General features: G+C 44.0%; 13 protein-coding genes. 7 read left to right on the top strand and 6 right to left on the bottom strand.

Annotated elements, in window-relative coordinates; all coding sequences use genetic code 11:
• Nucleotides 1-16: 16 nt before the first annotated feature.
• Nucleotides 17-1,225, bottom strand: coding sequence for an L-2-hydroxyglutarate dehydrogenase (gene lhgD / locus AC6CHI_RS06635; protein WP_498120208.1), 1,209 nt, complete (start codon nt 1,223-1,225; stop codon nt 17-19).
• 23 nt (nt 1,226-1,248) lie between these two features.
• On the opposite strand from lhgD, the gene AC6CHI_RS06640 reads away from it, so the two are divergent.
• On the top strand, nt 1,249-1,956 hold the full coding sequence (locus AC6CHI_RS06640) for a GntR family transcriptional regulator (RefSeq protein WP_498120210.1): 708 nt from the start codon (nt 1,249-1,251) through the stop codon (nt 1,954-1,956).
• A gap of 742 nt (nt 1,957-2,698) precedes the next feature.
• Here AC6CHI_RS06640 and msuE read toward each other — a convergent pair.
• Nucleotides 2,699-3,433 carry an FMN reductase gene (msuE, locus tag AC6CHI_RS06645; protein ID WP_498120212.1) on the bottom strand — a complete coding sequence of 245 codons (735 nt, stop codon included), beginning with the start codon at nt 3,431-3,433 and terminating at the stop codon, nt 2,699-2,701.
• A gap of 360 nt (nt 3,434-3,793) precedes the next feature.
• Between msuE and AC6CHI_RS06650 the strand changes: the two genes are divergently transcribed.
• Nucleotides 3,794-4,444 carry a response regulator gene (locus tag AC6CHI_RS06650; RefSeq protein ID WP_458891853.1) on the top strand — a complete coding sequence of 217 codons (651 nt, stop codon included), beginning with the start codon at nt 3,794-3,796 and terminating at the stop codon, nt 4,442-4,444.
• A 61-nt stretch (nt 4,445-4,505) separates the two neighbouring features.
• Here the strand turns inward: AC6CHI_RS06650 and AC6CHI_RS06655 are convergent, their stop codons facing one another.
• Both AC6CHI_RS06655 and AC6CHI_RS06660 read right to left on the bottom strand, forming a co-directional pair.
• Nucleotides 4,506-5,273 carry a hypothetical protein gene (locus tag AC6CHI_RS06655; RefSeq protein ID WP_498120214.1) on the bottom strand — a complete coding sequence of 256 codons (768 nt, stop codon included), beginning with the start codon at nt 5,271-5,273 and terminating at the stop codon, nt 4,506-4,508.
• A 437-nt stretch (nt 5,274-5,710) separates the two neighbouring features.
• Nucleotides 5,711-9,202, bottom strand: a complete 3,492-nt coding sequence (locus tag AC6CHI_RS06660) for a hybrid sensor histidine kinase/response regulator (protein WP_498120216.1) — start codon at nt 9,200-9,202, stop codon at nt 5,711-5,713.
• Between the two features lie 185 nt (nt 9,203-9,387).
• On the opposite strand from AC6CHI_RS06660, the gene AC6CHI_RS06665 reads away from it, so the two are divergent.
• From AC6CHI_RS06665 to AC6CHI_RS06675, 3 genes are all read left to right on the top strand, one after another.
• Nucleotides 9,388-9,720 (top strand): DUF485 domain-containing protein, encoded by a 333-nt coding sequence (locus AC6CHI_RS06665; RefSeq protein WP_458891850.1) that lies wholly within the window; start codon nt 9,388-9,390, stop codon nt 9,718-9,720.
• Between the two features lies 1 nt (nt 9,721).
• Nucleotides 9,722-11,437 carry a cation acetate symporter gene (locus AC6CHI_RS06670; RefSeq protein ID WP_498120218.1) on the top strand — a complete coding sequence of 572 codons (1,716 nt, stop codon included), beginning with the start codon at nt 9,722-9,724 and terminating at the stop codon, nt 11,435-11,437.
• Nucleotides 11,438-11,704: 267 nt separating this feature from the next.
• Nucleotides 11,705-13,675, top strand: coding sequence for a glycine betaine transporter (locus AC6CHI_RS06675; RefSeq protein ID WP_498120220.1), 1,971 nt, complete (start codon nt 11,705-11,707; stop codon nt 13,673-13,675).
• A gap of 62 nt (nt 13,676-13,737) precedes the next feature.
• Here AC6CHI_RS06675 and omp33-36 read toward each other — a convergent pair whose 3' ends face one another.
• On the bottom strand, nt 13,738-14,631 hold the full coding sequence (omp33-36, locus tag AC6CHI_RS06680; protein WP_498120541.1) for a porin Omp33-36: 894 nt from the start codon (nt 14,629-14,631) through the stop codon (nt 13,738-13,740).
• A 1,052-nt stretch (nt 14,632-15,683) separates the two neighbouring features.
• Here omp33-36 and blaOXA point away from each other — a divergent pair.
• Together blaOXA and AC6CHI_RS06690 are read left to right on the top strand one after the other, a co-directional pair.
• Nucleotides 15,684-16,532 (top strand): class D beta-lactamase, encoded by an 849-nt coding sequence (gene blaOXA, locus AC6CHI_RS06685; protein ID WP_498120222.1) that lies wholly within the window; start codon nt 15,684-15,686, stop codon nt 16,530-16,532.
• A 153-nt stretch (nt 16,533-16,685) separates the two neighbouring features.
• On the top strand, nt 16,686-18,392 hold the full coding sequence (locus AC6CHI_RS06690; protein WP_498120224.1) for a GGDEF domain-containing protein: 1,707 nt from the start codon (nt 16,686-16,688) through the stop codon (nt 18,390-18,392).
• A 33-nt stretch (nt 18,393-18,425) separates the two neighbouring features.
• Here the strand turns inward: AC6CHI_RS06690 and AC6CHI_RS06695 are convergent, their stop codons facing one another.
• Entirely contained in the window at nt 18,426-19,241 is an 816-nt protein-coding gene (locus tag AC6CHI_RS06695; RefSeq protein ID WP_498120226.1) for a toxin-antitoxin system YwqK family antitoxin, read from the bottom strand.
• Nucleotides 19,242-19,291 lie beyond the last annotated feature (50 nt).

Below are 19,291 nucleotides of genomic sequence, written 5' to 3' on the forward strand. Positions count from 1 at the left end.
TAAGCGTCGGGTGGGGTTAGTGGTGAGACATAACTTCGCGCACAATATATTCGGCAATGGCTAGAGAGGAGGTCGCGCCAGGGGAAGGGGCATTACGAATATGCGTGATCTTGCCTTGCTTGCGAATGACAAAGTCATCAACCAATGAGCCGTCAGCTTCCATGGCTTGTGCTCGAATCCCGCGGGTTGCAGGCTGAACCGAAACATCTGCGAGTGACGGGACATACTTTGCTGCTTCTGCGACAAAGTTGGTCTGGCTCAAAACGGTTCTGAGTTCGCGCATTGCGGCAGGCATATTTTTGGCAGAAAACTTCCAGAAGCCCTTATAAGTCAGGAAGTCATAAATATCGGACAGATTGAATTTATTGCCAGAGTAGTTTTCACGCCCAAAAGAAATAAAGGCATTCGGGCCAATGGTCATTTGACCATCAATTCGCTTGGTAAAATGTACGCCTAGAAACGGATACTTCGGGTCAGGAACAGGATAGATTAAGCCTTTAACATGGCTCTTAAAGCGTTCATCAATTACATAATATTGCCCAAAGAACGGCACAATTTTAGGGGTCTCGACATCGCCAGAATTGCTGGCAAGACGGTCTGACTGTAAGCCTGCACAAGTCACGACATAGTCAAATTGGCTAGGATAAACATCATGATCGGCAAAGTGGACGCTGACTTTATTATTTTTTTCCGTCAAATTGACGACTTTGCGGCCCAAGACCAAGGTGCCGTTTTTCTGTTTAATTTCTTCAGCGATTTGTTTGGCAATCGCACCATAACTGACAATAGCCGTACGCGGAGAGTACAACGCTTTGGTGCCAATACAGTTCGGTTCAACCTCTTGGATTTCATCGGCTTGTAGAATGCGGACATCAGGCACTTGATTGGCCAAAGATTTGGTATAGATCGCATCGAGACGGCCTTCCTCTTCTTTAGACAGGGCGACTACAACTTTGCCACACTCATCATAAGGGATATGATTTTCAGCGCAGTATTGTTGCACCAGTGTTGCTCCGCGACGACATAAACGCGCCTTTAAGCCCCCTGGCTCATAATATAGCCCGGCATGCACAACGCCAGAGTTATGGCTCGACTGATGCATGGCAACATCAGTTTCTTTTTCAAACACGGTTACTCTGGCATCGGGGTAATCGAGCAGGAGTTGACGGGCAACAGCCAATCCATTGATTCCCCCCCCGATGATGGCATAATGTTTATTCAGCATATTGATTCCCTTAGTTAAACCTCATGAAACTGATCCAAAAACCAAAAACATTAACTGAAGAAGCTTTTGAAATTTTGCAGGATGCAATCATCAATAATCACTTACAGTTCAATGTCTTGTACTCCGCAACCGAACTGGGTCAGATGCTTGGCGGTATTTCACGTACACCAGTGCGTGAAGCAGCCCAAATGCTTGAAAAGATTGGAATTGTGAAGATTGAGAAAAATAAAGGGATCCGTATTATTCCGACCACATTCACGACGATGATTGAATCCTTTCAAATCCGATTGATGCTGGAAGTCCCTCTGGTTCACCGTGCGACCGAGGTCAGAACAGCACAAGATATTGAACATTTGAATGCTATTTTTGAGGAGTTCAAACTTAGAGCGGCCTCAAATGACATTACTGGAACTTTAAAAGCTGACCGTGATTATCATTTGGCGCTGTTACAGATTGTGGGGAATCAAAAAGCGATTGATATTATTAGCAATACGCGAAACCAAGTGCTGATCGCAGGTTCTGCAACAATCCCTCACTCCCGAGATTGTATGCAGACCTTTGAAGACCACTTAAATTTACATCACGCATTTGTGTGTGGAGACGCACAAAAAGCAGCTAACTTAATGAAGGCTCACATAATAAATACCGCAACGTTGTTGATTAACCAAGAATCGAAAAAGCGCGAAAACTGGTCAGATTACAGTACCAATGACTATCTCAACTGGATCTGAAACAAATGCTAGCATGTTGCATGCAACATGTAAATTTCGCAAAATAGCGGATCTGGCTAAAGTGTCTTAGACTTTAGTCGCATAAAAAACCACTTTACGCTGAGTTTTGAGCTTTAATTTGTTTGAAATATAGGCAATAACGAATCTTAGGCATTGCTTGATTAGGCGTGAAGATGGCGGAGTCAAAATTCAATCGCCCTTATTGGCTGATGCAAATGAATTCTGTAGATTTTTTTTGTCAGGATCTTTTTAAATGATTTTTCAATCGACTTTGATGCAATGCTAAGCCCTTTCTAGGGCATCGATGGCTTTAAACAATGGAAATAGCCTGAGCGCACCACATTCCCGTATCCGCGACTTTTCAGAATAAATGAGCTTATTGCCCATGGATGGCTTTGCCAAAAATATCTTTTACGCTATGCAGATCAAGCGCTCACTTCTGAGTTTTTGCAGGCTGCTAAACAGCAGCTATTCACATCTCTGGCATAGTGAGATGCAGCACTTCAAACCCAGCTTAAAGCCAATATGCTCGATGGTTTTAATCCGCTCAGCGCGGACGATTTACAAAGTTCGCGTGTATTTTCAGTAGGTTCATGGCGCTACAGCATTCACCATGGCTTCATCTGTTGCAGGTTTAGACAGCAAAAAAAAATCCCCTAAGCCGAGTCTTAGGGGAATGTGGAGTTGCCTTTATAGTTATTATCGCACTTTATTTTTGTTGTCTAGGGCTAGTTTTCGGTGTTTAAGCAACCTGTGATTTAGGCTGCTTTTTAGCATGCAAGCGCGTTTCAGCTGCATCTAAACTTGGGACGGCAGCCGATGGTAAGACTTCTGCCTGCTCAATTTGTTTGTTAATCCCCAGACTTTGATTGGCCTGCTGAGATTTTGCTTTCACCACATCGGCACGCTGTCCTTTGGCCGGCGCCCATTCCAGAATCGGTAGGGCACGGGCAACCGCAAGGGTAATGCGTTCCCGCAATAACGCACTGTGAATGGTGTATTCAGGCGTGAAATCACGGTCTGTAGCATATACGCCAATTGGTAAAGTCTGGGCTTGGAAAAAGCTGAAAAGTGGACGCAGTTGATGTTCCAGGACTAAAGCATGGCGGTCACTACCGCCAGAGGCAGCCAATAACACCGGCACATCGACCAAGGCCGTTTGTTCAACAAAGTCAAAAAAATGCTTGAAAAGTCCTGTAAATGAAGCGCGATACACAGGAGTGCCGACAATTAAGGCATCTGCGGCTTCAACTGCGGCCAAGTCATCCTGAATCCGTTGCGGTAACTGGTGTCGGTAAATTGCACCACCCAAAAGCTGTCCGATTTCACTGAATTGAATGAAATGGACTTGAATGGGCGTAGCTTCCGCCAATTCCTGTAAAATCGCCTGAATCAAGGCTTCGGTTTTAGAAGGGGTGTTTAAACCGCCAGATACCGCGACAATATTCAAGGGTTTCTGTTGATGGGCAAGAGACATAAGAATTAACCTAAATGCAGTTTGGGAATAACGGCTATTTATCAACACGCAGCATCAAACTGTAAAATAAGGAAAAACAGATTGGTTATCTGATTTTGAGATATGGTCAAACTTCCAGAGCGGAGTGCTAAAAAGCCTCAGCAATTGATTGAAATATCAACTTATTAAATTAAAAAATAAGGATTGCACACCGCACTTATAAAAAATATGATTTGAGTTTCATCTTTTTGCAAAAATTAACGCTTATGCTTGAAACTATTTTTTTTGGTCATTAAAAAAATAGTTAATATTTGCATATCCTTAATGGCACATGTATGGTTAGAATACGAATTACTGTGCACTAGATCTCTTACGCTGCTTATGAATATTTTAATCGTTGATGATCATCCGTTGTTTCGTCATGCTTTGATTCAGGCCGTTCGCTATAGCTTACCGCAAGCTCAAATCCATGAGACCGCCGCAGTAAATGAATTTTATGAACGTTTGGAAAAGGGGCCCGAACCAGACTTGGTGTTGTTGGATCTCAACTTGCCAGGCGCTTCAGGCTTTTCCGCATTGGTTCATGTACGTGCACAATATCCATCGCTGCCAATCATTGTGGTTTCAGCACACGAAGAAGTTTCAATTATTCAACGTGCCATTGCACATGGTGCCATGGGGTATATTCCTAAGTCAGCGCATCCAAGCCACATTGGCGAAGCGATTCGTCAGGTGCTGGAAGGTGAAATCTGGTTACCGCCAAACTTACCGACCAATGTCGGCTTTGATCCGCGTGCAGCCGATGAAACCGAACTGGCAGAACGTATCCAATCTTTGACACCACAGCAATTCCGAGTATTGATGATGGTGGCAGAAGGCTTATTGAATAAACAGATTGCTTATGAGCTGGATGTGTCTGAAGCGACCATTAAAGCGCATGTTACAGCCATTTTCCGTAAGCTCGGGGTACAAAACCGTACTCAAGCGGTATTGGCCATTAAAGCGCTCAATATCGACGAAAAGAAAATGTAATGCTGAGCTAATAAAAATAAAGACCTCGTTGAGGTCTTTATTTTTATCTTGTGCAAGCGGTTTAAGCCAAACAATCCTGTTTGTGCATGGTGTTATCACAATACAGTGGGTTTAACGCACATTCCAATTCATCAATCTGTTCTTGGCTAATGTAACCTTTGGATTTTAAATATTCTGCCACGCGGTCATCGCGCAGGCTCAAGAATGCTGCATCATATACACCCAAATCTACAAACAGGGCCGCGGTTTCCAAACTGTTGAAACGATCGAGATAAATCTGATTGTCATACATCAGGAAGATATGATCGTATTCGTCTTTCACATCGACCATGAGCCAATTCGCCAGTTCGATTGGTGACGTCTTAATAAAGAGTAGATCGGAAAGTTCATCGAATTGAGTGGTGTCTAACTGGTCTTGGTTGGTTTTGACTTTACCCAACCAGGCCTTAAATACCAAGACGGCACCTCCCCGCAACAACATGCTCCAAATTTGATGCCGAATAGCAGGGGCTAAACTCCGCGTTTCGGCTTGCAAGAGTTGCAGCAACTTTTCTTCTTGCTGGGTGAGTTTTTCAAATAAGCCGAGTCCTTGCGGTTTATATTCGGCTGGGGTAAAGACGTCAAAATTCAGTTCATCAAACACTTGCAAGGCGAGGGGTACCGCACTTTGATAGAGTGTTTCGAGGGCTTGCACATGAGTCGCTGAAATTTTGCTTTGTTCAAATAGATGATTCCAGTCAATATCAGGCAGTAAAGCATTGACACCGTAAAGTCGGTGAAATTGTTGGGCTTGATGTAAGTCGTGAGGAACCATTTCTGTAATATTCATGAGGGTCTCCTGAAAACTTGTGCAATGGGGCAAATCATTGACAATAAGAGCAGTTGGTCTTGTAAATCATTTTTGCTCGAGGGATGACCTCATTTATGGAAGCTCTGCTTGGGAAAATGTATACGACTAAAGTCGTAGATGCTGCTAATTGACGAATAAAGATCAATGAAATGATTAACTTGAAATTTTGTAACTAACTGTACAAGTGTGCATTAATGTAACCTGACTGAATTTGCCATAGTCAAAAGGCGAAAACGGGAGAACGAATCCCTAATTTTGTATAAATCAAGAATGATCAACGGTTTATGATTACTTGCTTTCCGTCAAACTGGCAAGAGCTTGAAGATGCGGCAATATGCGGGAGATCAAGCCCGCATTTTGTGTAAAAACTGTGCGCTCTTTTACGCCTGAGCGCACAGCATTGTGGGCAGTATGGATTAGTCGGTTGAAATCTTCAGACCAGATAACCACGATCTTAATGAGGCAGGTTTTAACGGTTTTCTTAACAACACAATATTGAGTTCTTTCAAGGTCTGCGGTAATTCAGGGTCGGAGTCTGCGGTAATTAATGCCACAGGCACTTTATCCTGACGGTTTTGTTGAATGAACTCTAAGCCCATTTTATGCTCGTTCAAATGCTGATCGACCAGCCAGACCTGAATGCTTTCCTGCTGAATCAGTTCAAGTGCCTGTTCAGGCTCGGTGGCTTTAAACACCTGATAGCCCCATTTGGTGAGTAAGGTACTCATGCCTTCTAAAATGGTTTCATCATTATCGAGACACAAAATCTTATAGGCTTTGGTTTTCAGGGGCACGGCTTGTACTGGAGTAGCAATGACTTTGGGTGCTTCGACCACAGGCACTTCAATCATAAAGCACGAACCTTTGCCCAGCTCCGAATAGACATGCACAGGATAATCTAACAGTCCAGTCATACGTTGCACAATCGCGAGCCCGAGGCCGAGCCCTTGTTCCCCCCAAGGAGAGGTGTGTCCACAACGCTCAAATTCCTGAAACAGTTTGATGCGTTGCGCTTCCGCAATGCCCGGTCCAGTGTCCCATACCCCAATTCGAATATGTTGTGGACGCTCTGAGGCGCGGAGCACCCCAACCACCACACGGCCTTTGGCCGTATAGCGCAGGGCATTACTGACAAAATTCTGAATAATACGGCGAATCCATTGCGGATCGGTATCAATCCAGAATTGTGCATCATGCACATGGAACTGGATGCCACGCTGTGCGGCAATCGATTTAAATTGCAGTTCCAAATCGCTGAGCAAGTCATGCAGTGGATAGGCTTGACGTTTGGGTTGAATGGTACCACCTTCTAAACGGGCAATATCCAGCAGGGCAGACAGCATACTTTCTGCCCCATGCAAAGCTCGATCAAGCTGCTGTAGGGTTTTACGATCTTCCTCCGACTGGACACTTTGTTCCAAGGCCGTACTGAACAGACGTGCAGCGTGCATCGGTTGCAGCAAATCATGGCTGGCAGCGGCAATAAAGCGGCTTTTCGACATGTTGGCTTTGTCGGCTTGTTCACGTGCCAACTGTTGTTCAGTTAAAGCATCGGCCAACTGTTGCGTGCGGTCTTGAACCCGGGCTTCTAGTACCGCTTCATTTTCACGGAATGCGGTAATGTCGGCAAAAGTAGTGACAAAACCACCGCCTTCAATTGGGTTACCACGCATTTGAATGACCCGACCATCTTTACGAATCCGTTCAAATTCATGGGCACTGCCGACTTTCATCCAATGAATGCGTTTGCGGACATGCTCTTCAACAGAGCCAGGACCACATTCTCCACGCTCGGCATTGTAACGAATCAGATCGGCAATCGGGCAGCCGACATAAACCAAATCTTTAGGATAATCAAACAGCACCAAATATTGATTATTCCAAGCCACCAGACACATGTTCTCATCGACTACGCTGACCCCTTGAGTCATATGGTCAATCATGGTCATGATTAAGTTTTGATTAAAGCGTTGCCATTGTGAAGCTTGGTCGAGAATATTCGCCACTTGTCCTAAAGCCAGACCGTTATTGACCATGGCCGTGGTGAGTAGGGTTCGTGCTGATGCGGCACCGATGGTGCCTGCCAAATATTGCTCGGTAAAGCGCCACCACATGCCGTTGGCACTGCTGTTGGCGTTTAACACCACATTGTTTTGCTGGCAGAATTGTTCAAAGGCCCGTTGAGTGGGACCTTCGCCTGTGATTCGCTTGGCAAGGGTAATCAGATCGGCAACTTTGAGTCGTGCCACATCATGGTGTAAATAATGAATCTCGGACGACGTATTTTGCGCAGGTAACGGTTTGGTTTCGTAATAGAAAAAACTTTCGGCCTGAATTTGTTCTGCAATACTTGGGCGGAAAATTCGAGAAATCCAAATATACAACAGGGTATTTAAGCCCAGTGCCCAGATCACCCCATGGGTTAAGGGAGCAAAAGATTCAAAGCCCAGCAAGGCTTCAGGTCGTAACCAACTCATGCCCAAAGGACCATGCAATAAAAATTGCATACTGAGTAGGGCAAATTCATCGGGCAAGCTGCGTAAGATGGTCGGTAACAGCAGGGTGTAGGCCCACATGAGAAAACCGACAATCAGACCGGCATATACCCCTTGTTTACTGCCACCGCGCCAATACAAACCGCCAATCAATGCTGGGGCAAATTGCGCCACCGCACTAAAGGCCAACAGACCAAAGACCGAAAGCTGGTCAATATCGTTAAAGAAATGGAAGAATAAAAAGCCCAGCAGCATTACGGCTAAAATACAGATCCGACGGGTAAACTTCAGCACCAAGGGCATGCGTTTGTCATGTCGGGACAGAAAATTAAAACGCCATAAGGCAGGCATAATCAGGTCATTACTTAGCATAATTGACAAGGCCACAGAAGAGACCAACAGCATGCCAGTCGATGCCGAGAAGCCGCCTAAGAATGCCAAGATGGTGAGCCAGTCTTGTTGATAGCTGATCGGCAAGGACAAGACTGCAACATCGGGGATGGCTAAATATTCTGGTGCGGCATGCAGTGCCCAGCTGGCAATCGGAATAATCGCCAAAGTGGTGAGAATCAGATAAATGGCAAACCAGCGACGCGCACCACGAATATGTTTTTCATCGCGCAGTTCGACCACCGCAACGTGAAATTGGCGTGGCAGGCAGATAATGGCTAAGGCCGCAAGCAGGGTTTGCACCCAAAAGGTTTCTGGAACACCAAACAACTGCACATCGTGGAAAGTTTTGGCGACATCATGTGTGATTTGCCCCAAATTTTCAGGGGCTTCAAAAACAAAGAAAATTGCCACGCACAGGAGTGCGAACAGTTTGACAAAAGATTCAAAAGCGACGGCAAGCATTAAACCGCCGTGCTGCTCGGTATTGGCAATTTGGCGGGTACCAAACATCATTGCCAATATCGCCAGAATGCCTGTCAGGAACAGCACACTATTGGTGGTGCTTTCCAGTCCTGAATTTTGCTGCAAGATGACCGTGGCACTGAGAGCAATTGCCCGTAATTGCAGTGCCAAATACGGAATAATCGCGATGACCGCTAAAATTGTCACCAGCGAGGCCAGTGGACCACTTTTACCATAACGAGCTGCCACAAAGTCGGCAATCGAGGAAATGGCATGGTGCTGACGCACCCGTCCTAGGCGACGCCAAATGTCATAACCTAAGGCAACGAACAGTAAGGGACCGAGGTAGATCGGAAGAAAGATAATCCCTTCACGGACTGCAGCACCGGTAGCCCCATAAAAGGTCCACGATGAACAATATACGCCTAAAGTTAAACTAAACAGTAACATGCGTCCGCGTGTACTCAGACGACTGGCATGCTTCTCCCCATAGAAAGCACAAATAAAAAGGATTACGATGTATAGGGCGAGTACGCCAATAATAAGCCAACTGTTCATAATGCCGAATTGTCCCGAGTTACGGGCTTATCATAGCCTATTCATACTTCTGTAAGATTGATTTGATTAAAATTTAACGACCAAAGTCTAAATTACAAGAACCCTACAACATTGTTAAGTTTGTATACGAAATAATTCCAATTAAAAAATGCGTCTATGGCTGGGCGCTTCACAGGAGCAAGATTATGGATGAGGTTCAGGTAAACCAAATTCTAGAAAATCCCAAATTCAAGGAAATGGTCAGTAGAAAAAGTTCATTGAGCTGGTCGCTGACTGCAGTGATGTTATTTGTGTATGTAGGCTTCATGCTTTTGGTGGGCTACAACAAAGAGTTTTTATTAAGTTCGTTCGGCGGTGGCGTGACCACAATTGGTATTCCATTGGGTCTCGGCATTATTGTCTTGTCATTCATACTTTGTGGTGTGTATTCCTACGTTGCCAATAACAAATTGGATGGTTTGACTGAAGAAGCACTACGTGAAGTAGAAGCGATCGCTCATGAGAAAGGACAACACTAAGATGAAATGGAATTCAATGAAGGCGAAAGCAGTTGCTGCATCGTCACTCATGCTGTCAAGCATGGCGTTTGCGGGTCCAGATTTGGGCGAAGCACAGCAACAAGCCACCAACTGGCACGCAATTGTCATGTTCGTGATTTTTGTTGGTTTTACCCTGTTCATTACTAAATGGGCTGCGAAGCAAACCACCAGCGCACAAGACTTCTATACAGCGGGTGGCGGTATTTCAGGTTTCCAAAATGGTTTGGCGATTGCAGGTGACTACATGTCAGCAGCATCGTTCCTGGGTATTTCCGCATTGGTATTCAGCTCAGGTTTTGACGGCTTACTCTACTCGTTGGGTTTCATGGTGGGCTGGCCAATCGTGTTGTTCTTGATTGCAGAACGCTTACGTAACTTGGGTAAATACAACTTATCTGACGTGGTGTCATTCCGTTTAGATGAAAAACCAGTACGTACCTTAGCGGCATTCAGTTCATTGGTGGTTGTAGCGTTCTATCTGATTGCACAAATGGTAGGTGCGGGTCAGCTCATTAAACTTCTGTTCGGTTTGAACTATAACATCGCGGTGGTTGTGGTAGGTCTCTTGATGATGGCTTACGTAATCTTCGGTGGTATGTTGGCAACGACTTGGGTACAGATCATTAAAGCGGTGTTGTTACTGAGCGGTGCGTCTTTCATGGCCTTCATGGTAATGAAAAATGTCGGCTTCAGCTTTGCCAGCATGTTCGAGCAATCCATTGCAGTCTTCAGTAAAGTGCATGACATGAGCCTTGAAGATGCGGCTCATATTATGGGACCTGGTAAACTTGCAGCCAACCCGATTGATGCAGTTTCGCTTGGTTTAGGCTTAATGTTCGGTACAGCGGGTCTTCCACACATCTTAATGCGTTTCTTCACAGTAAAAGATGCGAAAGAAGCACGTAAATCTGTAGTGGTAGCAACGGGTTTCATTGGTTACTTCTACCTATTAACTTTCATCATTGGTTTTGGTGCGATCCTGTTTGTTTCAAACAACCCACAATTCATTGATGTTGCGAAAATGGCGGTAACTGGCAAGCTGGAGCTTGTTGGTGGTAACAACATGGCTGCGGTTCACTTGTCTGATGCATTGGGCGGTGACTTGTTCATGGGCTTCATTTCAGCTGTAGCATTCGCAACAATCCTTGCGGTGGTCGCTGGTTTGACATTGTCAGGTGCTTCAGCAATCTCTCATGACTTGTATGCAAACGTATTCAAGAAAGGTCAAACAACGCCTGAATCTGAACTTCGTATGTCTAAGATTGCCACTTTAGTTTTAGCGATCTTCGCTATGGTGCTTGGTATTTTGTTCGAAAAACAAAACGTAGCATTCATGGTGGGCTTGGCGTTCGCAGTTGCATGTTGTGCAAACTTCCCGATACTTGTTCTTTCAATGTTCTGGAAAGGTTTAACAACACGTGGTGCAGTGATCGGTGGTTTAGCAGGTTTGATCAGTGCGGTAACTTTGATTGTATTATCAAAAGCAGTATGGGTAGACACGCTACACATTTCTGATACGCCTGTATTTGGTTTCAACAGCCCAACCTTGTTCTCTATGCCACTTGCATTCTTCTGCTGCTGGTTGTTCTCTGTAACGGATAACTCAGCTCGTGCGCAAGCGGAACGTAAAGCATTCGATGCACAGTATGTACGTTCTATGACTGGTGTTGGTATCTCAGGTGCATCTGATCACTAATTCAGATCTCCAAGATTTTAAAAAAGCCCCGTAAGGGGCTTTTTTTATGTGGCATGCTTTTGAGCCTATAGGGCGGGTTATTCTGTGTTGCTCTTGGATCTTAAGCGAAATTGTTACAGGAATTGCACTGCCTTACTGTGCGACATAAATTATCATGATCAAGAATTGTTAAATTTTAAACATTCATTTCTTACTTTTTATAAGACTCGCGCAATAAACCTGATTGGTTGCATCTTTACATTAATAAAAAATCTTCTGGGGGAACTTATGCCTTCCATAAAGTCGTCTCCGTTTGCCAATGTCAAACGGAATGTATTTTTAAGTACAGTCATCATTATTGCACTGTTTCTGGCGTTAATTTTGTTTGATCCAAGTGGCTTTGAAGCACTGACCAAGCATTTAAATCAATGGATTATCGACTCTTTTAGCTGGTTTTATGTATTAGCGGTAGCCTTCTTCCTTATTTTACTGATCTTTATTGCCCTCTCCGATATGGGGAAAATCAAACTCGGTCTGGACCATAGTCTCCCTGAATATAGTAAAAGCTCCTGGTTTGCGATGCTGTTTACGGCAGGTATGGGGATTGGTTTGATGTTCTTCGGCATTGCCGAACCGGTTATGCATTATGTGAGTCCGCCAACTGGAGAAGGCGAAACCGTACTGGCCGCGCAGCAAGCCATGCGGATTACTTTTTTCCACTGGGGACTGCATGCTTGGGCGATTTATGCCTTGGTGGGTTTGTCGCTAGCGTATTTTTCCTTTCGGCATAATTTACCGCTTAAAGTGCGTTCCGCGTTATATCCGCTAGTTGGCAAAAAAATTTATGGACCTGTTGGAGATGCGGTAGATACCTTTGCCACCTTAGGGACTATTTTTGGGGTTGCCACCACATTGGGTTTTGGTGTGACCCAAATTAATTCTGGTTTGAATTATTTATTTGGTATTCAGCAAAGCATTGGCATTCAAGTTGGGCTGATTGTATTTGTGACCTTTTTAGCCTCCTTATCGGTAGGTTTTGGTCTGGATAAAGGCATTAAACGACTGTCCGAACTCAACTTAATATTGGTCTTAGCCCTGCTGCTATTTGTTTTTCTCTGTAGTTCATCCATCTATATTTTACAAACCACGATCCAGAATGCAGGGCAGTATGTTTCTAACCTGTTTACCATGACTTTTAATCTGTATGCCTACCAACCGAATGGCTGGATTGGCGGGTGGACCATTATGTATTGGGCCTGGTGGATTTCATGGTCACCTTTTGTCGGAATGTTTATTGCACGTGTGTCACGCGGACGCACCATACGTGAGTTCATTGTCGGGGTCTTGTTCATTCCGACTGGGTTTACCCTTATTTGGATGGGCTTTATGGGCAATGCCGCCTTGTTCAGCATTATTCACGATGGCCACAGTTCCTTGATTAGTGCTGTGCAGCAAGATTCTTCCGTGGCCTTATTCGAGTTTTTGACCCATTTACCATTTGCTCAGATTTCCAGTTTAATAGCGACCATTTTAGTGGTGCTGTTCTTTGTGACCTCTGCCGATTCGGGATCTCTAGTCATTGATTATCTCACCGCTGAAACTGAAAATTCACCGTTGTGGCAACGCTTATTCTGGACGGTATTAATTGCGGTGTTGTCAATCATTCTACTGATGGCTGGTGGTTTGGCTGCTTTGCAATCGGCCACCATTATGAGTGCATTGCCCTTTACCTTGATTATGCTGCTGGTCTGTTGGGGGCTAATGAAAGCCCTCACCATTGATGTCACTAAAATGCAGGCGTTACAAGCGGCTCGGATCACTCCACGAGCCATTCAAAATCCGCGCAGTTGGCAGCAGCGTTTAGGCTTGATCATGCACTATCCGCATAACCAGCAAGAAGTGGATACTTATATTCAACAGCAGGTACAGCAGGCATTTAGTCAAGTACAAAAAGAGTTTCAACGCCGGGAATTGGATGTCACGATTCAGTCGATCGAACATGGGTTGCAGTTACGGGTTGATCATCATAATGAAATTAACTTCATTTATCAGGTGGTTTCTCGAGAAACTCAGCCGCCGAGTTTTATGGCCGATACCGTGGCGCAAGATCAGCCGTTTTATCAGGCCGAAGTGTTTTTACGTGAAGGTGGGCAAAACTATGACGTCATGGACTGGACGGTGGAAGACCTGTTGCAAGACATTATTGACCAATATGAGCGTCATTTACATTTCTTAAGTTTGGTGCGCAGCCCAAATTAAATGCTTAATATGAAAAAAGGACGCTTAAAGCGTCCTTTTTTGTATTCAGATTCTAAATAAAATTAGAAGCGGAATTTAGCATTTAAGCCAACAGTTTGTGTATCAAGATCAACAATTTCTTTAGAGTTTGCATTTACGTAGCTTGCACCTACAGCAACTGCTGGAGTGATGAAGTAGTTAACGTTTGCACCCCAAGCTGAGTCAGGAGTCTCTGCAAAGCTTGATTTCACATAAGAAGCACCTACGCTGAATTTAGGCGTTAAGTACAAATCAGTTTTCAATTGGTAAGCAGTGTCGTCACCATAAACAAGACCAGACTCAAAGCCTACAGCCATGTTGGTGCCATCGATGTTGCCAACGTATTTAGTACGTGCAGTGATTGCGTCTTGGTCATCACCAATAGTCGCAGTTTCACCGACCGCATTTACTACGCCATTGTTCATGACATTGAATGCATCTAAAGCTAATTGGTCAGCAACGCTAGTATAACCCACTGCAACCAAGAAGTTAGGCGCAGCTAAAGCACCCAATTCAAGTGCATAACGGTCGCCTTGGTCATCAGCTGTGAAGTTGTTTTTAGCATCTAAAATTGTATGGCTGTAAGAAGCGCTTGCGTATACAGGTACGTATTTAGTTGGTACGTAAGCTTCAGCTTTTGCACCGTAGTTATGTGCTGTGAAGTCAATACCATTAGAACCTAGTTCAGCATAGTTATATGCCAAAGATACGTTTGAAGCTTGGTTTAAGAACGCTGCTTCAGCTAAAGGACCTTTAGAAGTGTCTACATCTTTAAAGTAGAAAGTACCTTGTACACCGCCAGTAAAATCTTTGTCGTTTGCTGCAGATGCATCGATGTATTCAGATTGACCTTGTACTTCGAATTGGTATGCTTGAGCACCGGTCATGGCTAATAATAAAGCAGTGGCTAAACCGAGTTTTTTCATAAGTATTACCAGTTTGTTAAAATGGATTAAGCAAGTGGCATTGTATTGTAACAATTTATTAAGTCAATCAAGCGCATGTTACGGCTTGTAGCTGAGCAATTGCACTAATTTTCTTGTTTAAAAAATATGCAAATAGCTAAAATCTTGTCAACCTGATAAAAAATAGAGAGATAACAATAAGCTAAGGCTCAAATTTCAAATAACTGAATGAAAAATTTAGGAATAATCTGATGTGAATTAAATTGTAAAAAAAGATTGAGAATTATATTTTAATTCCTAAAAACAATTATAAGTTTCACACAAATGACACATTCTTTAGTGATGCACTGCTAGAAAGTTGATTAAAAAATAATTAAAACCTACAAAAATTGTAAAAAGTGCACATTAATTGCGCTTTTTTTAGGGGGTAAATGTGATGAATTTGTCTTATTTGGGATTTTATGTGTTTTTCTATAAAACAAAGCAATTTAATCGGCTTTACTTCTAAGCAAAAGCAGAACATAATAATAGGGTAATCAGATCATGTTTCATGGCAATAGTGTGATATCTGACTGATTCTCCACAAAAGGTTTTTGTTTTATCGCCCAGCTTTCCCCAAGGTTGGGCTTTTTTTTATGCGTTTTTTTTGAATCAGTGGCAGTATTCGATCAATGAGCGCTGTTTTTGTGGCAGCAGATGTTGTGCTACAGAGCTGTAGAAAGGAAGAAGGGCTGGGTCTGCACCCAAATACAACGCGGGTGCTGATTGGCTGTAGAGTCTGCACTATTGGATCAACTTATTGCACTAATAAGGTGCAATTATTTATTTTTAAATTGAATTTAATATTGATAATAAATCTTAAAGGCAGAAAAAATCCCAGATTAAATAAATAAACTGGGATTTTTTTGCCAAAAAACAGGGAAATTTAAAAATATCTGCTGAGGATGAAATTAAAAACGCCCTAATGTTGTGCATTATGCACCATAATAGATCATAAGTAAAATAAAACACCTTGAAATTCTTCTACTTGCTCAAAAACTGGCTATCATGAGCAGCAATATGATTCAAATCTTAAGGGAGTAGCCATGCCAGTGGTAATGCGCACATTGGGTTGTTTGCTGTTGGGTGCGGGAGTTTTGGCGGGGTGTAATTCACAGATCAAACCGAATGCTCAGACTGCGAACAATCCTGTCATGTCACAACAGATGGCTGACAACAAGGTGAATCAGATGTTTCAGTCTATTCAGCAGCCCGCGGTATTGGTGACATATGATGGGCAGCACATGCGACGTTTGGGTAATGACTTACAGCGGGCAGATACAGCCTATATTCCGGCTTCGACTTTTAAAATGTTGAATGCACTGATTGGTTTACAACAGCATAAGGCCACCACCAGCGAAGTTTTTCCATGGGATGGACAACCCCGCAGCTTTAAAAGTTGGGAAAAGGACATGACTCTAGCAGAGGCGATGCAAGCTTCAGCCGTACCAGTTTACCAAACGCTGGCTCGACGCATTGGTTTAAGCCTAATGCAACATGAGTTGAAGCGTGTGGGCTATGGCAATATGCAGATAGGATCTCAGGTGGACCGTTTTTGGCTCGATGGCCCCTTAACCATTACCCCGCAACAACAAGCTGAATTTGCCTATCGACTGGCGACTAAAACCTTGGCCTTCGATACCGAGGTGCAACAGGCAGTGAAAGAAATGTTGTATGTAGAGCGCCGTGGGGCAGCCAAGCTGTATGCCAAAAGTGGCTGGGGTATGGATGTACAATCTCGGGTCGGATGGTATGTGGGCTGGGTTGAGCAAGCCAATGGTCAGATTGTGGCTTTTGCGTTCAATATGCAAACCGACCATGAGCAGCAACTGGCGTTAAGAAAAGAGTTAACTCTCGATGCCTTAGATAAACTGGGTATTTTCCCTTATTTATAATGCTGCAAATTCAGCTAAAATAAACAGAGAACGTTATTTGTACACCACACTGATTCTGTTACGGTACAGACAATGACGCTTCAGTGTTGTACATTTCCGTAGTGTTATGATTTAAATCATAGCGAAATCCGCGAAGGAAACCTCTCAGCATCTATGTCCAAATTACGTGCAGAAAACATTAGTAAACGATTGCTGGGAGCGATGTTGATCATTGTTCTGTCATTGCTGTTTATTTCTGTACCGCTGATTTTTAAAAGCTATCAGCATTACCAACAAGCGCGTATTTCCTTGTCAGAGATTCAGAGCCTTAGAGCTGTCGCTGAACTCTCCAATAAAATTTCACGGGAACGAGCCCCGGCCAATAAAGTCATGTCGAGTACCTCTGAAGAGCTGGCTCAGAATCAGCAAGAGTTGCGGGACTATCGACATGGGGTTGATCAACAGCTTGAAAATACGATAGTGCTGCTGAATAGCACAGGCTTTCATACCGAAGCTACGGAATTAACCACCCAACTGCAACAACAATTACAGCAAGGGCGGGCTGCGGTAGATGCCTATGCTGCTTTGCCTCGTGCCCAGCGTACTATGGGGCAACTGGATGCTGCGATTTTACAGATGTTTGCTGCATGGGATGAAAGCCATACCGTGTTAAAACATATGGTGATTCATTCACAAAGCCAAGATGAATACACCTCGAATTATTACACCTTAATTCTGATTTTGGCCGATTTGCGTGATCAGGCAGGTCGTGTGGCATCCAATATTATTGCTCCTGTGACCTTTCATGAAAAAATGCCCGATACCAATCTGGCGCGTTCTCTGCAAACTCAGCATCAAGCGCATTATTTATGGGATTTGGTTTACACCATTATGCCCGAACAAGATAAAACCCCTGAATTTATTCAATTGCATCAAAAAGTGAAAACAGACTTTCTTGATCAAGGGATTGATACCGTGCAGATGCTGATTCAAGACAGCCTTGCGGGGCAACCCTATGCTTTATCAGGCACTGAACTGACCAAGCAAATCGTTGATAAATTTAGTTCAGTGGTGAACTTGCAGAGTTATATTTTGGACTACAGCCTGATGGTTGCGGAGCAAGACAAGTCGCAGGCCAAACGCCAGTTTTTGCTGATGCTGTTCATGACTTCCGTGTCCTTATTGGCAGCGTTGTTTACCATGATTTATGCGCGTCGCAATGTGTTTGGACCTTTAATTCAAGCGCGTGAAACCATTTTAAATTTATCACAGGGTAAGGTTAGTTCAGCGCTGGAAGACAACAGCTTACAGGATCGTCGGGTAGATTCTTTATTTACCGCGATACGCAAGCTGGAAGGCATGTTACAACAACGCGACGCCTTGGAATTTCAACTGAAAAATATTGCCAACTCAGACGCCTTAACAGGCGTGGCCAATCGTTTGGCATTAGAAAGTTATATTCAGCACCTAGAACAGCAACCGAAAAAGTTAGAAAAGTTGGGACTGCTGGTAATTGATATTGATGATTTTAAACAGGTTAATGATCAATATGGGCATATGCTTGGGGACAAGGTTATTCAGATGGTTGCCGAGATTTTAAAATCCAATGTCCGCGCTACAGATTTAATTGTGCGTTATGGAGGCGATGAATTTTTGCTGCTGTTGGAGCAAATCACGGAAGTGGAAGCCTTAATGATTGCCGATCAAATCCGACGTGAGGTCAATCTTGCAACCTTGCAGGTCGGTCTAGCCCAAGAATTGCGCGTTTCGATCAGTGCAGGTTATGCGGTGGGGGCGGCCAGTTGGTTAGAGCTTTTTCATAAAGCCGATCAGTCTTTATTTAAGGCCAAAGCGAATGGCAAAAATGCGGTACAAGGCTAGGCTTGTCACCGCATCAATATCCTCTTATTCAGCTTATTCTTCATTTTGATAGTCAGAGAGACAATGCTTGGTATTACGCGGTTTGCCCATGGCATTCCAGCATTGTGCTTGGATAATACTGCCGGCATCGTAGTTTAACACCGCTTCGGGGGTGCCATCTTCATACCAAATTTCATAGCGGTTTTGTCTGAGGCCGTTGCGGTATTCTCCACGACGTTCCAGTTTGCCATTACTAAACCATTGTTTCAGTTCACCACGCATGATGCCATGTTCAAAACGGACATAGGTCCACGGTTTACCGTCGGCATACCAGCGCTGTTTCATGCCATCTTGCATCTGATCTTTGTATTTCATGGACAGTGCCAATTGTCCATTTGGGTGCCAAATGCGATATTCCCCATCAGGACCGCCATCATTCATGGTCGATTCTTGTTGTTTTAAGCCGTTGGCATGCCAGAGAATGAGTTTGCCGTGATAACTGCCATCTTCATATTCAATCTGGCTACGCATTTTGCCATTCGGATAATAGCTTTCAAAGGTTCCTGAGCCTTGTACTTGATCTGGAAAATGCACCAGATGTTCGCATTCGCTGGCTTTGCTCGAAGGCTTTTGTGTGGTGATAAATCCAGAAGTGAGCGGACTTTGGTTGGCATAGAAATATTGCACCAGCCATGATTTTGCAGTACTGCCTGCCTGAATGCTGGGTGTGCATTTGGGATGCTCGTGCCACGGGTTATCGCTGCCATCGGATGCTGAGGTGAAAACAATCATGTTTTCATTAATATAGCCATTGGCGTAGGTGTGTAAGGAAACAAGTCCCAAAGACAAGCTGAGAAGGAATGCTTTCATGGTTTTGATTATGTCGTTGTGTTATTGAAAAGTAATAAGGCTTCTGTTTT

This window comes from Acinetobacter sp. GQ146, from assembly GCF_059758585.1.

Excerpts from the sequence above, each read along its gene's own strand:
- lhgD (WP_498120208.1), bottom strand. The coding sequence starts at position 1,225 with ATGCTGAATAAACATTATGCCATCATCGGGGGGGGAATCAATGGATTG.
- AC6CHI_RS06640 (WP_498120210.1), top strand. The coding sequence starts at position 1,249 with ATGAAACTGATCCAAAAACCAAAAACATTAACTGAAGAAGCTTTTGAA.
- msuE (WP_498120212.1), bottom strand. The coding sequence starts at position 3,433 with ATGTCTCTTGCCCATCAACAGAAACCCTTGAATATTGTCGCGGTATCT.
- AC6CHI_RS06650 (WP_458891853.1), top strand. The coding sequence starts at position 3,794 with ATGAATATTTTAATCGTTGATGATCATCCGTTGTTTCGTCATGCTTTG.
- AC6CHI_RS06655 (WP_498120214.1), bottom strand. The coding sequence starts at position 5,273 with ATGAATATTACAGAAATGGTTCCTCACGACTTACATCAAGCCCAACAA.
- AC6CHI_RS06660 (WP_498120216.1), bottom strand. The coding sequence starts at position 9,202 with ATGAACAGTTGGCTTATTATTGGCGTACTCGCCCTATACATCGTAATC.
- AC6CHI_RS06665 (WP_458891850.1), top strand. The coding sequence starts at position 9,388 with ATGGATGAGGTTCAGGTAAACCAAATTCTAGAAAATCCCAAATTCAAG.
- AC6CHI_RS06670 (WP_498120218.1), top strand. The coding sequence starts at position 9,722 with ATGAAATGGAATTCAATGAAGGCGAAAGCAGTTGCTGCATCGTCACTC.
- AC6CHI_RS06675 (WP_498120220.1), top strand. The coding sequence starts at position 11,705 with ATGCCTTCCATAAAGTCGTCTCCGTTTGCCAATGTCAAACGGAATGTA.
- blaOXA (WP_498120222.1), top strand. The coding sequence starts at position 15,684 with ATGCCAGTGGTAATGCGCACATTGGGTTGTTTGCTGTTGGGTGCGGGA.
- AC6CHI_RS06690 (WP_498120224.1), top strand. The coding sequence starts at position 16,686 with ATGTCCAAATTACGTGCAGAAAACATTAGTAAACGATTGCTGGGAGCG.
- AC6CHI_RS06695 (WP_498120226.1), bottom strand. The coding sequence starts at position 19,241 with ATGAAAGCATTCCTTCTCAGCTTGTCTTTGGGACTTGTTTCCTTACAC.